The following is a 13,538-nucleotide window of genomic DNA, read 5'->3' as shown; positions in this document are numbered from 1 at the left end:
TGGGAGCGGCTTTAGCCGCGAAGAATCCAACGCGCTGCATGGCACCGGCTGCGCCGGTGTTCGCGGCTAAAGCCGCTCCCACAGGGGCCCTGTTGATTCAATGAGTTATGTGCCGTTCTATCTCAAGCACCGAGCGAATCCAGCACGCCTTGCAGCTTGCCCCGGGTCATCTCGGTGCACGGCTGCATGGGCTCTCGCAGTTCGTCGCTCATCAGCCCCTGTAGCTGCAAGGCCGCCTTGACCACAGCCGGGTTGGGCTCGGCAAAGGCCATCTTCATCCACGGCAGCAACTGGTAGAACGTTCCGCGCGCGGCTACCCAGTCGCCATGGTCGACCTGCTGCAGCATGCGCACGTACAGGTCGGCGCGTACATGCGCCGAAGCCGAAATGGCCCCTGCGCCACCCAGGCACAGGTTGTTGAAGATCTGCATGTCCTCACCGGCCAGCACCTGGGCGTGGCCGTCCTGGATCAGGGCCATGGTGGTCTCGCTGTCGCCGCCGCAGTCCTTCACCGCCGCGATGCGAGGGTGGCGCACGATGCGCCGCAGGGTTTCACGCTCGATGCGTACCCCGGTGCGGTAGGGGATGTCGTAGACGATCACCGGCACGCTGGCGGCATCCGCCACGGTGCTGAAGAACGCCTCGATGCCGGCCTGCGAAGGACGGATGTAGCACGGTGCAGGGACCAGCAGTCCGCCAATGTCACGCCGCTGGATTTCAGCCTGGAAGGCCAACAGCTCGCGCAGGTTGTAGCCCGACAGGCCCATCACCACCCTGCCCGGCTCCACCCAGGCCAGCACAGTGTCCAGCACGGCCAGTTGCTCGGCCTTGGACAGCGCCGCTGCCTCGCCCGTGGTACCGCATACCACAAAACCGGCCACACCCTCTTCCAGCAGCTTCTTCACCAGCTTTTCCAGGGCGGCGAAGTCGATTTCATTGGCGCGCATGGGCGTGACGAGGGCGATCCAGATACCACGGAAATTCGACATGCAAAAACTCCTGATGTTGACCGAAAGTCAGCGTCAGCAGGGCGAAGAGTCGAAGTGGTCTGGCAGGGATACCTGGCGCCTTCTGTCTCGTCAGCCCACCTGACGAGACAGCGCGCCTCGGTCAGATGAGCGGCTGTTTCTTGGATTTCTTGGCAACGGCAACGCACGCGCCTGCCTGGGCGATGAAGCCCGAAGCGAAAATGGCGTGGTTGGAAATGGACATGCTGGCAAGCCCGTTGCGTGGATATGGCTGGATAATGGTGGCGCGGCGCACTCGGTGTCAACACCGAGATAGCAAACCCATCCGGCTGCGCTGGTGTTCACTGCCAAAGCCGCACAGAGATCTGCGGGCCCGATCTTGTACAAGAGGTATTTGATCAATCCAGCATCCACCCAGCATCACCCTCCTCCAGCACACCACCGTGATCCGTCCGGTCACCTTTACGCGCCACGGCCGCGCCCTCGACCAGGAAATGCTCAGCCCCACTCTCGATCACGGCGCCGCACGTGGTCCGATCCCCCACCCTGGCAACCGCCCTGCCATTGAAGGTGTACGTGGCACTGCCGCTTTCTACCTGGTTGGTGCCATGTAGCGGGCAGACATGTCGATGACCTACAAGTACGACAGGGTTCATTGAGCTTCTCCTTCTGATGGCCCGGTACGAGATTCACGGTCCATGTCCTCTGGCCAATGAACCTTGGGAGCCCTGCAATGCATGTGGCTCAGGCCATCGTCATCGTTCCAGTCACGGGGTGGGTGCACGAACTTCGGCAGGGCTTCGGGACCTTGCTGCATGAATAGCCGGGCGATAGCCCAGTAGGCTTCACCGTGGTACAGGTCGTGGGTGAAGAAGACGCGGTCGATGACTTCGTTGGTTTCCGGGTTGCGGACGGACAGCATGACGTTTTCGATCAGCCCACCGTGGCCAGGGGCGTAGACTCGGTAGACTTCGGCGGTTACGTCGTCCCAGTTGTAGGCGACCGGTTTGACGCCCCAGTGTTTGCCGCTGAAGATGAAGATGCGGTCATATCGAAACTCATAAATGTATATCTTTTGGCGGAGTCGATTGAAGCGAATTGGCTCATCTCTAGGCGTAACCAGATCAAGTCTGACATAGGGAATCAAAGCCCATAGTATTGCCGGAGGAAAAATTATTGATATGTTTATTAGCCAATCGCGCTGCCAACCGTCATGCAAAAGACCCCAGTAGAGGCAAAGCGTCAATCCCAGAATAAAAATCAACCCCGGAATCCCAACTAAAAATATGACACCTCGGAGGATAATGCTACTCCGAGGTAACTCGAGATAAACATCATCGAGGTAGTTGGGCGACGGTTTGACACTTGCCCACACTTCCCGCCACTTTGGCACTTCATCTACCTTGGGAAGGTCATGACTCCAGCCTAAAGCGCGCTCCCACAGAACTTTACCATCACGCTTCACTCGTTAATCTCCCTGGCACAAATCTCAATATACCCACCTGGCAAGCTCCGATCCGGCCAGTACATCACCAACAGCGTAGCTGCCAGTATCGTGTGGTTTCCTATAGTTGCCATGAGCGATATCGAGCCAGAAATTTCTAACTGACTGAACCCCGCAGGGTAAGGTTTTCGCTTCTCGCTGATTGAATAATTGCGGTCGTGGTCGGGTATTCGCGGCGATGTAAAGCTGGAAAATGAAGAGGACGGTGAGAGAGGCTCTTCAGAGTTTGCAAAGAAATTGCCCGAAGCAATAGTTTCCCCGCCAACGTAATCAGGGTGATGGCCATCACCGTGACGATGCACGATCAATTTCCAGTGATATCCCGAAGACCGCTCGTCGTACATAGGCAAAGCGATCAAGAATTTTAGCTCCCTCATTATTTCGACACTAATCAAGCCACCGATTTTCGGAAGACCTGGATCAGTTGCCAAGTGCGACTCAAAGTGCAACTTCGCCTGCACCCCTAACGTGGCAGCATTGAGTTCGGCAAAAGCGATATCCGCATGTTCTGGAGAATTCCAATGAACGCTCGGCTTTTCGTCTGCCTTTCCAAAGCAGCACCGCCTTACCCAGCGTTCCAAATCAGTTGATTCATTTTTCTCAGCCCGTTTGCTTAGTTGATAAGCAGCAAGCGTGAGGGCTATCGCCAATCCCAGCGGGCCGAAAAATAACGGATTGAGTACTGCGACTCCGAACGCGATAGTTCCAGCAGCATAAAAAACGGCTGAAGTTAGATGTTGGTAGTACGCTACATCATCACCCGCAGCGGCGGTGCGCCTCATGGCATTGATTGCTTGAGCCGTATCAAAGACCCCTGCAACCACACTTACCAAAGCACCAAGCCTTATCAAGGCCTCCCCTGTGGCTGCTACACCCTTTGCCCGTGCCAAATTCAGTGGACCAGCGCTTGATCTCAAAATGAGCCCAACCAACTCGATTTGCCCTCCCAACACGCCCAATTGAGATCCTTGCAACGCCAATTTGGCCTCAAACGCCTTGGGCCCAATCTCCGTTTCCGCCTTTTCCTGATTCCTGCCCAGGCTGTCCTGCTGCAGATACAACCCGCCTATCGCCAGCAGAACCTCCCAGCTGCCAGCGATCCCGCGCAACCCGGAAAAACCGGTTCTAACCAATCGGGCCGCCTGCTGCGTTGTGATCTTCATCCCCTGCAACAACCTGCGCGCATCGGTTTCCAACGTCCCCGCTGCCACCGAGATATCCACCAAGGCAAGCTGCGCCGCACTGCTCGCCTGGGTCACCCCCATGCTGGCCTCCTTGAACAACCGCCCATGCACTTCCTCAGCCTTGCCCTCGACCCACACCGTTACGCTGATCATCGAATTGGTGAACCGCGGGTCAAGCACGGCCAGGCTCATCAGCCCGTGCTGGATGATCGGCCGCACCTTGCGCATGGCCTTCATCGAACCAAACTCGAAGTCATCGATATTGCGGCGCATCCGGTCCCGCGCCTCGGCGATCGACGCGTTGGCCTTGTGCTGCAACTCCCGGAGGTGGGCGCTCTGCAAGGCGTAGTACTCGCCCAGCTTCATCTTCACTTCCAGCTCGATCAGGTGGACGCCGTTGTAGAGAAACTGCGTGGCGCTGTTCAGATGCCGCACGGCCTTCTGAATGCCAGGTGACAGACATGGCGCCAGCCGCTGACTGGCCGCATTGAGCGCGCCCTGCGTTTCAGCAATGGCCTGCTTGAGGGTATTGCGCATGCGCAGGCCGGCGTCATCGCTGGCGATGATCTTGCTCAGCATGCCGTAGAGCTTGTCGCTGTCGTTCCAGTTGATCGCTTCTGTGGCGGAGAAACTGGGCAGCAGCCCGGCCAGCAGAGAGCGATCCCGCATCAACAAGGCGCGGTAGGGCGGGCTGTCCGGGTCCTGCAGCCATTTCAACCAGAGCAGTTCGCTGGTGCCGGAAGCGGGAATATGCGGTTCAAGGCGGGGGACGACAGCTTCCGTAACGCCACCGCCCAGGCACAGGGCCATGGTCTTGGCGTAGGCCACCCCGGACTCACGATCGTTACCGTCGTAGTCGTACGCCTCGGCCACCTTGAACATGGGCGTATCGAACAAGGCAACGTACGCCCTTGTGTCCTTGTCGATGTAACGCTGAAACTCGCGCTCCTGCTGCTCGTATTCAGCCTGGAACGCGGCCCGCTGCGGTTCGTGGTAGCGCTCTTCAAGCCGCTCGTCACTCTCCTGCTGCGCACGCTCGACCAATAGCTGCCGCTCGACAGCCGGGTCGGTGAACACCGGCGGCCCATCGCCCGTCATCGGTTCCAGCGACGGCACCTTCTGCGCCGCCCATTCCCTGTGCGTGGCACGAATGATCTGCAGGATCTGCGAGGTCTGCAGCTGATAGGCGCGCATCGGTTCTTCACGCCAGGCCTGACGCTTCAGTACCCAGTTCAGACGCTGATGGTTGTACTCCTGAATCAGCCCGACGGTGTCGTCGAGCACTACTGCCAGCACGCCGTTTTCCAGCTTGTGCCGGTTGATCGCATTGACCAGATAGCCGCGCAGGGCGAACCGGCGCAACCAGCGGCTGTGGAAGCCATGCGCACTGTCGAAGGGGGCGCAGCCATGCTGGGCATACTCGAATACCTGCTGGTCGACCCCAAGCTTATCGGGCGTCATGGCGATGCCCAGCAGTTCGGGATTGTTGCGGGCCTGAATCAGGTCCAGGCCCTCGAAGCGATGCGCAGGCGACGCGCCGCTCTTGTAGGCGTTCAGCACGCTCACCGGCCAAGGATCGCTGGAGAAGGCCAGCCAGGCGCTGGCGTACCTGCTGGTATCGATGTTGAGAAAGGCCGAAGGAATGTCGTGATCTGCGTTCACGCATTTTTCGGGCAGCGGCGAAGGCGGGCCGTCTGGCGGCTCGTAAGGGTTGAAGCGGCGCAGGTGACCCTGCTCGCTGACCGCATAGGCATGCCAGACCTGCTGGTCGAGCAGGACATACAGGTAGCCCATGCGCAAGGTGCGCAAGCCGATCTTTGTCGAGATATGCCGGTTATCCGCCACGGTGGAGACACACTCAGGGCGGGTATCCGGCACCAGGGCGCGACGCAGCGGCAGGATTGGCAGGCCCTGGCGCTCGCAGGACATGCACTGGTCGTGTGGCAGCCCGGCTTCGGCGATCGCGAGGGCAATACGTTGGCTGATGGTCATAAGCGACTCTCGGATTTCGGCAGGCATTCGATCAGTTGGCGCCATTGCGCCTCGGAGTAGCGGGCGAGCAATGCGGCAAGAGGCGCCTGACCTCTGGCCGCTGCGTCGAACATTTCGCCCACCGCAGGTACGCTATGCAGCCTGGGGTGAATGCACAGGTGATGGAGAGCGAAGGCCACGATGTCCTCCATCTCGCTCAGGCCCAACCTGCGTGCATCATCGACATGGTTCGAAGCACGCACCGCAGCAAACGGTGGAATCTGACACTGATTGGTGTGCTGCGAACCCGCCCGCAACACTCTCCAGGTAGCCAGCACACGTTCGATCAGCCCCACGTCATCCTGAATTCGCCGCGCAGGGGTCGGCAAAGGGTGTCGCTGCCCGCTCTGCCCTTTCAGGCTTGCCAACCTCCCACCGCTACTCAGGAACACCCAGTCACTGATCGGCCACCATGGGCCTTGTTCAAGCCGCTCGAACGTCGCCGCAAGCAACTCCAGACGGACGGGTTCGTAGACCGGGTAGCAGCCAAATTCCCGATAGGAATCGGGTAGCCGACACAAGGCCGTGAGATGGGACGCGACAGCGGCCGAAGGCGCCTCACTGAACAGCCAGCCACACAGGTAACGCCGTTGCTGAAACAACGCCCTCTGCGCTGCCCGGGCGGTCAGTTCCAGCAGGCGGCGACTGGGGACCGTGCCGGGCGAAGCCAGGCAGACCAGTACGGGATGCAATTGGGGGGCATGGGCCAGGTCGGCCCGGTGCACACGGGTCAATGCCTGCTCACCCAGGGCATTGCGCAGCAGGGCAAGCACGGCGTGGTCGCCATCGTGAGCAGTCGCAAGCGGGTCTATCAGCACATGGCAGTACAAGTGCGCCCCATGATGGCTTTCGATGAGCCTGGCCAGGTTATCCGTGCGCATCAGACCTTGGCCTCGCACTTGTTGCTGGCGTCAGGCGTAAGCGAGAGTGGCTGGCTGTTTCCAGCCCCTGACGCAGCCGCGCTGGTTTGCCCCAGCAGGTCGAGTTTCAGCCCGTTGATGGTGATGCCCTGCCCGTCCAGCACAATGCTGCCGCCCGCGGTTCTGAACTCGATGCGCTCACTGGCGCGCAGCTGATAGATCGTCGTATGTTGCTCCATGCCCTGCCCGACGGTGACCTTTTGCGCACCTTTGACGACAAGCTCGGCGTCCTTTCCTACAAAGGCCTGGTGATTGGCCCCTGTTGATTCGCTACGGTCGTTGCCTACTTTCTCGAACAGGTCATGCTTGATATCTACACGGCAGTTTTGCCCAATGAGCTGGGTATGGTCGCCCCCGGTTTCCTGGCGGAAGTCATGGCCGATATTCAAGTGCTCATCATTACCGACCTGCTCGACACGATTACGCCCCACACGCGTGGTCTCGTCATTGCCGACTACATTGTTCTGGTCCCGCTGGGCATGGATGAACACTTCTTCCTTGCCGAGTTCGTCCTCGAAGCGCAGCTCGTTGAAACCATCGCCCTTGTGGGTCTGGCTCTTGATGGTCATGCGGGTCTTGTGTTCGGGCAGGTCGTACGGCGGCAGCTGGTCGCCACAATAGGTACGCCCGGTGATCATCGGCTGGTCGGGGTCGGCGTTGACGTACTGGATGATCACGTCCTGGCCGATGCGCGGGATGGCCATCGAGCCCCAGCTGCCGCCTGCCCAACCTTGTGACACGCGTACCCAGCAGGAGCTGAACTCGTTGTTCTCGCTCTCCCGGTCCCAGGGGAAGCTCACCTTGACCCGGCCCCACTCGTCGCAGTAGATCTCTTCCCCGGGCGGCCCGACGACCGTGGCCATGTGCGGGCCGTCGATGCGTGGCTTGGGCAGTGGCGCCGGACGCCATTCGATCCGGCCGGGCACCAGCACGGCTTCCTGCGAGTAGCGTGTCCCTTGTTCGGCCCCGGCAGCTTCTTCTTGCAGGCTGGTGAACTGGCTGCCCTCGTGATGTACACGCATCACACGCCAATGGGCGTTGAGGTCTTTGCGTGGGTGTTCGATGAGGGTGAAGCTCAGCCCCGGTTGCAGGCGTACATCGTCACCCTCGACTTCGGCAATACGGGCGTCATGGCGCAGGGCCGTCAGGCGGGTAGCGGTGAAAGGCACACCGACCGCATCGCGCTTGTAGCGGCCAGGGTAGTCGAAGCGCTCATAGTCCCGGGACTGATGGGTGATGCTACTGTCACCTGCGCGGTGTTCCTGCCGGTACTGCGGGTTGGTGAAGGTGTAGTCCCGCTGCACCTGGCGGGCGGTACGCACCTGTTCGCTGTAACGCAGGCGGCGCAGGCAAGGCCTGGCCTGGTCGCCACCACTGTTGGCGCGGTACAGCACCTGGTCGGGGCCGATGTCGTCTTCGTCGAAGAAGTCATCACCTTCGTCGTCGGCCTTGAGCGCGCTTCGGCTGATCGGCCCCAGCGCCAGCAGTCGGTCGGTGATGACCAGCAGGTGTTGTTTAGGCGTGTGCTCGAAGCGATAGACGAAGCCCTCTTCACCCGCCAGGCGGGCGATGAAGTCGAGGTCCGTTTCACCGGCCTGTACGCAGAACTCACGCACCTGATGCTCGCCCATGCTCTTGATTTCGAAACGGGCAATGCCCTGGCGCTTGAGCATCAATTCGAGAATCTGCGGCACGGTCTTCTGCTGGAAGATGCGCCAGTTCGAACGCAAGCCGGCACGGGCCAGCACGGGCTCGACCAATGCGCGGTAACGGGTGCGATAGAACCCCGTCTCACCCTGGCTGAAACTGCTGACCAGGCCGTGCACATAGCGCAAGGGGCGCTCACCGCGCCAGATCGTGAACAGCACTGGTTTGTCGAGCAACTGGCCGAAGTCGACCTCGTCTTCAAAACTGATCAGTTCCAGTTTCAGCTGGAACGGTGAGCTGATCATTTCGTCGAGTTCGAACGAAACCACTTCGAAGTCAATCTGGCCAGCCAGCAGCTGGAAGGTGAAACGCAAGTCGGATTGGCTAGGCATGCGGATCCCCCTGCTACTGCTGCAAGATGCCGTTGAGCGATTCCAGCACCTCGGCGGTGATCAAGCTCAGGCGGTAGCTGTAGTAGCAGTAGGCGCAGACCATGGCGATGGCGGAGATCACCAACGGGCTCCACCAGGGCCATTCCCGGCGCAGCCTGCGGTGGGGGCGATGGACCACGTTGGTATACGGGTCGCCCACGAATTCCGGCGTGGGGCCGCGCAGTTCACGAATGACCTTGTGCATCCGCGAAATCAGGGCGTTGATGATTTCATCGCACTTCGGGTCCAGGGCGTACTTGCCCTTCAGGCCCAGGCAAAAGCAGAAGTACAGGAACTCCAGCACATCCTGGAACTCCTTGGGCGACTGCATCAACCGCTCCAGCAACACGAAGATCTTCTCGCCGCCCTGGGTTTCGTCATGAAAGATGCTGAGCAGCGGTTCGTGGCTCCAGCACGAATTGTTCCCCCAGGGGCGGCTCATCACGGCCTCGTCCAGGTAAAGGCACAAGGCATAGGAGTAGACTTCGAGGTGCACGGCGGAATAACCGTGCTGCTGTATTTCCTCGCGGATGGCGCTGACCTGGGTCTGCAGGGCCTTGTGCACCTGTTCGATGTTGGGCAGGTCATCCAGCGTACGCAGGCGTATGACCAGGCCGAACAGCGGGTTGGCCGCGTCGAGCATCAGGTTGGCGAAGCCGCCGCGTAGCCGGAAGTCCGGGTCGGCCGGATAACCCTGATGATCTGCGCGCCTGCCCTGACCGGGTGGATAGGGTGAATCGGTGCCCCCCGGGACATCGAGCATGGCATGCAGGCTGCTTTCGGTTACGTCATGAACAGCGTTGGCGGCCTGGGATTTTCCAGGACGAACAGCAGATGGGCCGGGCATGAAGAGGTCCTTGTCTTCCAGTAGGCTGAAGACATGAACACTATCGGGGAATCAATTCTTCGAGGAGCGTAGGGCTTCCCAAAACGCTGTAGGAATTTTCGCCTCGTGGCTTGTCTGGACGCTGCAATGCCGGAATTCCGGGGCCGCTCTGCGGCCCCTTTGCGACACAAGGCCGCTCCTGCAACGACTGCGCCAGCCCTTGTGTGGGCGGCGCAGCGCCGCAACCGATCAATCAGCCAAACAACCTGGCCAGGCAACCCAGCTTCTTCTTGTACGAGCGCCGAGCCTCCAGTGCGTCCTCCAGGCTGACTTCCAGGAACCGCGCCTGCTGGTTGGGCTGCATCTGCCCGATCAGGTCCAGGTCGGCGCTGATCACCGTGCCGATCATGGCGTAGCCGCCGCCCGACACCGCATCACGGTGCAGGATGATCGGCTCCAGCCCGGCGGGTACCTGGATCGAACCGATCGGGTAGCAGCTGTCAACGATGTTCGATGGATCCGAGCCGGCCCCGAACGGCTGCTCCCGTGGCTGGAAGCTCAAGGCACTGCCGCCCTTGTAGCGGTAGCCGATACGGTCTGCCTCGGAGCCTACCGTCCAGGCTTCGGTGAAAAAGCTTTGCGCCGCAGCCTTGGTCAGGCGATGAAAATACAGCCCCGGCACCACCCGAAGCACCACCTCGCCACCCAAGGCCTGGCGCAAGGCCATTGGCAGGCTCGCACCGGCGCGGGTCTTGCCGCTGGGTACGCCGACCGGCAACAGGTCACCCGCCATCAGCTTGCGCCCATGGAAGCCACCCAATGCACCCAACGCATAGGTGGAGCGGCTGCCGAGCACCTCGGGTACATCAATACCGCCGGCCACCGCCAGGTAGGCCCGGGCGCCTGCGGTAGGGAAGCCGAAACGCAACACCTGCCCGGCACGTACGGCAAACGCCGTGTCCGGGCGTTGCTCGCGGCCATCGAGCAAGGCCGGCATCTGCGCACCACAAACCGCCACCAGGGCATCCTGCTGGAACTCCAGCTCCGGCCCCACCAGCGCACACTCGAGGCCCGCGGCGCCGGCCGGGTTGCCCACCAGGTGGTTGGCCGCCCTCAGGGCGTACTGATCGAGGGCGCCGGACGGCGGGATGCCCAGGTGGTAGTAGCCTTCGCGGCCCAGGTCCTGCACCGAGGTAGCCAGCCCGGGTTTGAGTACCTTGATCATGCCAGCACCTCCTGCAGGGTCCGTGGATAGCCGACCGGGTCGGCGAGGAACGCGTCCAGGGAGAACTCCACCGGGCGAATGCGCAGGTCGAAGCGGCCTTCTTCGACATCCGCCACCGCATGGTCGTAGGTGCGGCGGTCGATGGGCTTGAACTGCACGATGTCTCCCGGGCGGAAGAACACCATGTGCTCCTTCAGGTAGTTCAGTGTCTGCTGCGGGTCATAGATCGGCGCCGGGGTGACGCCGAACATCTGGTAGCCGCCTGCCCCGCGCACCGAATAGATGCAGCCGAAGCAGCCGCCATGGCCAAGGGTGAGTTTGGGGGTGTCCGTACGCGGGCGCAGGTACTTGGGCACCTGCAGTTGCCGCTCGCGCTCGACCATCTGGAACATGAACGGCAGGCCGGCAACGAACCCGACCATCGACACGAACCACGGCGCGCCGCTGTGCGCGGCAATGAACGCCTCGACATCGGCCAGGCCGTTGATCCGCGCGGCATACTCCAGGTCGGTGCTGCCCGGGTCCTGGTGGCGGTCACGAAAACGCATCAGCGTTTCATGGGTCCAAGGGTCGTTGTACAGCACTGGAATCTCGATGATCCTCGTCTGCAACGAGCGCTCGGCCACTGCCTGCGCTTCGGCGCCGCGCACCGCCTCCAGCAGTGCCTGCGGCGCGATACGGTCCGGGTCGAAGCGGATCTGGAACGAGGCGTTGGCCAGGCACACATCCAGCACGCCATCCAGGGCCAGCCGCTCCACCGCACGGGTGACGGCCATGCCCTTGAAAAAAGCCTCCAGCGACATGCTCTCGCTGACTTCGGCAAACAGGTGCTCGTCGGCGCCAAAGCTGTAGCGGATCGGGGTTGTAGCAAGCGGTTCGGCCATGACTGTTCCTTTTCTTGGAATCTTTATAGAAAGGCAGGCGAAAGCAAATTGCACGGGCTCCGGCGTATACCTGCCGGATGCCCCACGGATTCAGCGTGGCGCGCGCACCACGATACCGGCAGCGTCCAGCGCCTGGCGCGTGGCCTCGACCAGGTCGAGCGCCCCCGGGGTATCACTGTGCAAGCAGATGGAATCGAATTCGATGGCCAGGTCCTGCCCCTCGACCGTGCGCACCACGCCTTGCTGACAAGCCCGCAACACCCGTTCGGCGACCGCCCCGGGCTCATGGCCCCGCACGTTGCGGGTGAACACGATCGACCCGCTCAGGTCGTACTCGCGGTCGGCGTAGAACTCGCGAACTACCGGCTGGCCAAGCTCCTGGGCAATGCGGCAGATCACCGAACCCGGCATGCAGTACAGCAGCAGCTCCGGCTCGATCACCCGCAGGTTTTCCACCAGCAGCCGTGCAGCTTCTTCGTCACGTGCCAGATGCATGTACAGGGCACCGTGCGGCTTGATGTGCTGCAGGCGCACGCCCTGGGCGCGGGCAATTTCACGCAGGGCGCCGAGCTGGTAGAGCATGTCGTCGACCAGTTCCTGGGCCGGGGCATTGATGTGTCGGCGGCCGAAGCCGACCAGGTCGCGGAACCCAGGGTGCGCCCCCACTGCGACGCCCAGGGCCTTGGCCCGCTCGACGGTGCGGCGCATGGTGCCGGGGTCACCGGCATGGAAGCCGGTGGCGATGTTGGCCGTGCTGATGTAGCCCATCAGCTCGTTGTCGACGCCGTCGCCAATGGTCCACGGGCCAAAGCCCTCACCCATGTCCGAGTTGAAATCCACCACCTGCATGACTGTCTCTCCTGGCGCTTGTGACTGCATGCAAGCCACGTTAGATTCTCCGCACCCCCTTGGGAAGATCTATAAACAGATAGGGTGTCTTCTGAAAATCAGATACCCCGGGAGCCTACCGTGTCACTTACCCTGCGCCAGGTCCGCTATTTCGTCGCCACCGCCGAGATCGGCCAGATTTCCCAGGCGGCAATCCACCTGAACATTTCCCAGTCTGCAGTGACCACGGCGATCAAGGAGCTGGAGGCGATGCTCGGCGTGCTGCTGTTCCAGCGCTCGGCCCAGGGCATGAGCCTGACCGAGGCCGGCCGGCACTTTCTGAACCGCGCCTACGTGATCCTGCGCAGCGTGGACGATGCGCTGAACAGCCCGCTGCCGGACGTGCGCGCCAGCGGCCTGCTGCGCCTGGCGGCAAGTTATACGGTGATTGGCTACTTCCTGCCGCATCACCTGCAGCGGCTGGAGCACTGGCACCCGGACGTGACCCTGGAGCTGTACGAACAGGAACGCAGCGCCATCGAGCAAGGCTTGCTGGAGGGGCGTTTCGACATGGCAGTGGTGCTCACCGCCAACCTCACCCACCCGGACATCGTCTCGGAAACCCTGTTCAACTCCGAGCGCCGCCTGTGGCTGCCCGGCCACCATCCGCTGTGCGAGCGCTCGGCGGTAAGCCTGGCCGATGTGGCCTGCGAGCCGTTCATCCTGCTGATCGTGGATGAGGCCGAGCAAAGCGCCATGCGCTATTGGGAACAGGCCGGGCAGCGGCCGCAAGTGCGGGTGCGGACCAGTTCGGTGGAGGCCGTGCGCAGCATGGTCGCCAATGGCAGCGGTGTGGCGATCCTGTCGGACCTGGTGCACCGGCCCTGGTCGCTGGAGGGCAAGCGAATCGAGACGGTGACCATCAGCGACCCGGTGACACCGATGAGCGTCGGGTTAGCCTGGCACCGGGAACGGGCGTTCAGCCCGGCGATGCAGGCTGTGCGCAATTACTTCCATGATGCTTTTTTGGCACCGCAGCAGTTGTCGGCACGGCGCTGACCGTTCCCTGCAGGCCCGACTCTTCACGGGT

The 13,538-nt window shown here is 61.7% G+C and carries 12 protein-coding genes; 1 reads left to right on the top strand and 11 read right to left on the bottom strand.

Features of this window, described 5'->3' with window-relative positions; genetic code table 11:
- Positions 1–122 precede the first annotated feature (122 nt).
- The 11 genes from dapA to CAG00_RS01930 form a co-directional block, all read right to left on the bottom strand.
- Positions 123–989, bottom strand: coding sequence for a 4-hydroxy-tetrahydrodipicolinate synthase (dapA, locus tag CAG00_RS01975; protein ID WP_085663337.1), 867 nt, complete (start codon positions 987–989; stop codon positions 123–125).
- 121 nt (positions 990–1,110) lie between these two features.
- On the bottom strand, positions 1,111–1,263 hold the full coding sequence (locus CAG00_RS28760; protein ID WP_155951624.1) for a hypothetical protein: 153 nt from the start codon (positions 1,261–1,263) through the stop codon (positions 1,111–1,113).
- A 103-nt stretch (positions 1,264–1,366) separates the two neighbouring features.
- Complete coding sequence (locus CAG00_RS01970) at positions 1,367–1,624, bottom strand: PAAR domain-containing protein (RefSeq protein WP_085663336.1); 258 nt, start codon at positions 1,622–1,624, stop codon at positions 1,367–1,369.
- Positions 1,621–2,433, bottom strand: coding sequence for a DUF6708 domain-containing protein (locus CAG00_RS28985; protein WP_256578928.1), 813 nt, complete (start codon positions 2,431–2,433; stop codon positions 1,621–1,623). Before CAG00_RS28985 ends, CAG00_RS01970 begins: the two co-directional genes overlap by 4 nt.
- Entirely contained in the window at positions 2,430–5,648 is a 3,219-nt protein-coding gene (locus tag CAG00_RS01960) for a T6SS effector BTH_I2691 family protein (protein ID WP_085663335.1), read from the bottom strand. The genes CAG00_RS28985 and CAG00_RS01960 overlap by 4 nt, the downstream gene beginning before the upstream one ends.
- A complete protein-coding gene (locus CAG00_RS01955; protein WP_085663334.1) occupies positions 5,645–6,568 on the bottom strand; it encodes a hypothetical protein in 924 nt (307 codons plus the stop codon). Before CAG00_RS01955 ends, CAG00_RS01960 begins: the two co-directional genes overlap by 4 nt.
- Complete coding sequence (locus CAG00_RS01950; RefSeq protein ID WP_085663333.1) at positions 6,568–8,646, bottom strand: type VI secretion system Vgr family protein; 2,079 nt, start codon at positions 8,644–8,646, stop codon at positions 6,568–6,570. Before CAG00_RS01950 ends, CAG00_RS01955 begins: the two co-directional genes overlap by 1 nt.
- Before the next feature lie 13 nt (positions 8,647–8,659).
- A complete protein-coding gene (gene icmH, locus CAG00_RS01945) occupies positions 8,660–9,532 on the bottom strand; it encodes a type IVB secretion system protein IcmH/DotU (RefSeq protein WP_085663332.1) in 873 nt (290 codons plus the stop codon).
- 232 nt (positions 9,533–9,764) lie between these two features.
- Positions 9,765–10,736, bottom strand: a complete 972-nt coding sequence (locus CAG00_RS01940; protein ID WP_075045569.1) for a biotin-dependent carboxyltransferase family protein — start codon at positions 10,734–10,736, stop codon at positions 9,765–9,767.
- Complete coding sequence (locus tag CAG00_RS01935) at positions 10,733–11,620, bottom strand: allophanate hydrolase subunit 1 (RefSeq protein ID WP_085663331.1); 888 nt, start codon at positions 11,618–11,620, stop codon at positions 10,733–10,735. Before CAG00_RS01935 ends, CAG00_RS01940 begins: the two co-directional genes overlap by 4 nt.
- A gap of 90 nt (positions 11,621–11,710) precedes the next feature.
- Positions 11,711–12,469, bottom strand: coding sequence for a 5-oxoprolinase subunit PxpA (locus CAG00_RS01930; RefSeq protein WP_085663330.1), 759 nt, complete (start codon positions 12,467–12,469; stop codon positions 11,711–11,713).
- 120 nt (positions 12,470–12,589) lie between these two features.
- On the opposite strand from CAG00_RS01930, the gene CAG00_RS01925 reads away from it, so the two are divergent.
- A complete protein-coding gene (locus CAG00_RS01925; protein ID WP_085663329.1) occupies positions 12,590–13,507 on the top strand; it encodes a LysR family transcriptional regulator in 918 nt (305 codons plus the stop codon).
- Positions 13,508–13,538: the final 31 nt, after the last annotated feature.

The sequence above is a fragment of the Pseudomonas sp. B5(2017) genome (genome assembly GCF_002112825.1).
In the GTDB taxonomy this organism is placed as follows: Bacteria; Pseudomonadota; Gammaproteobacteria; order Pseudomonadales; family Pseudomonadaceae; genus Aquipseudomonas; species Aquipseudomonas putida_Z.
The sequence above is the reverse complement of the archived record's forward strand: the minus strand, read 5'-3'. Positions and strand labels throughout refer to the sequence as shown.

What these genes read in the sequence shown, in the direction of transcription:
- dapA (WP_085663337.1), bottom strand. Translation starts at nt 989, where the DNA reads ATGTCGAATTTCCGTGGTATCTGGATCGCCCTCGTCACGCCCATGCGC.
- CAG00_RS01970 (WP_085663336.1), bottom strand. Translation starts at nt 1,624, where the DNA reads ATGAACCCTGTCGTACTTGTAGGTCATCGACATGTCTGCCCGCTACAT.
- CAG00_RS01960 (WP_085663335.1), bottom strand. Translation starts at nt 5,648, where the DNA reads ATGACCATCAGCCAACGTATTGCCCTCGCGATCGCCGAAGCCGGGCTG.
- CAG00_RS01955 (WP_085663334.1), bottom strand. Translation starts at nt 6,568, where the DNA reads ATGCGCACGGATAACCTGGCCAGGCTCATCGAAAGCCATCATGGGGCG.
- CAG00_RS01950 (WP_085663333.1), bottom strand. Translation starts at nt 8,646, where the DNA reads ATGCCTAGCCAATCCGACTTGCGTTTCACCTTCCAGCTGCTGGCTGGC.
- icmH (WP_085663332.1), bottom strand. Translation starts at nt 9,532, where the DNA reads ATGCCCGGCCCATCTGCTGTTCGTCCTGGAAAATCCCAGGCCGCCAAC.
- CAG00_RS01940 (WP_075045569.1), bottom strand. Translation starts at nt 10,736, where the DNA reads ATGATCAAGGTACTCAAACCCGGGCTGGCTACCTCGGTGCAGGACCTG.
- CAG00_RS01935 (WP_085663331.1), bottom strand. Translation starts at nt 11,620, where the DNA reads ATGGCCGAACCGCTTGCTACAACCCCGATCCGCTACAGCTTTGGCGCC.
- CAG00_RS01930 (WP_085663330.1), bottom strand. Translation starts at nt 12,469, where the DNA reads ATGCAGGTGGTGGATTTCAACTCGGACATGGGTGAGGGCTTTGGCCCG.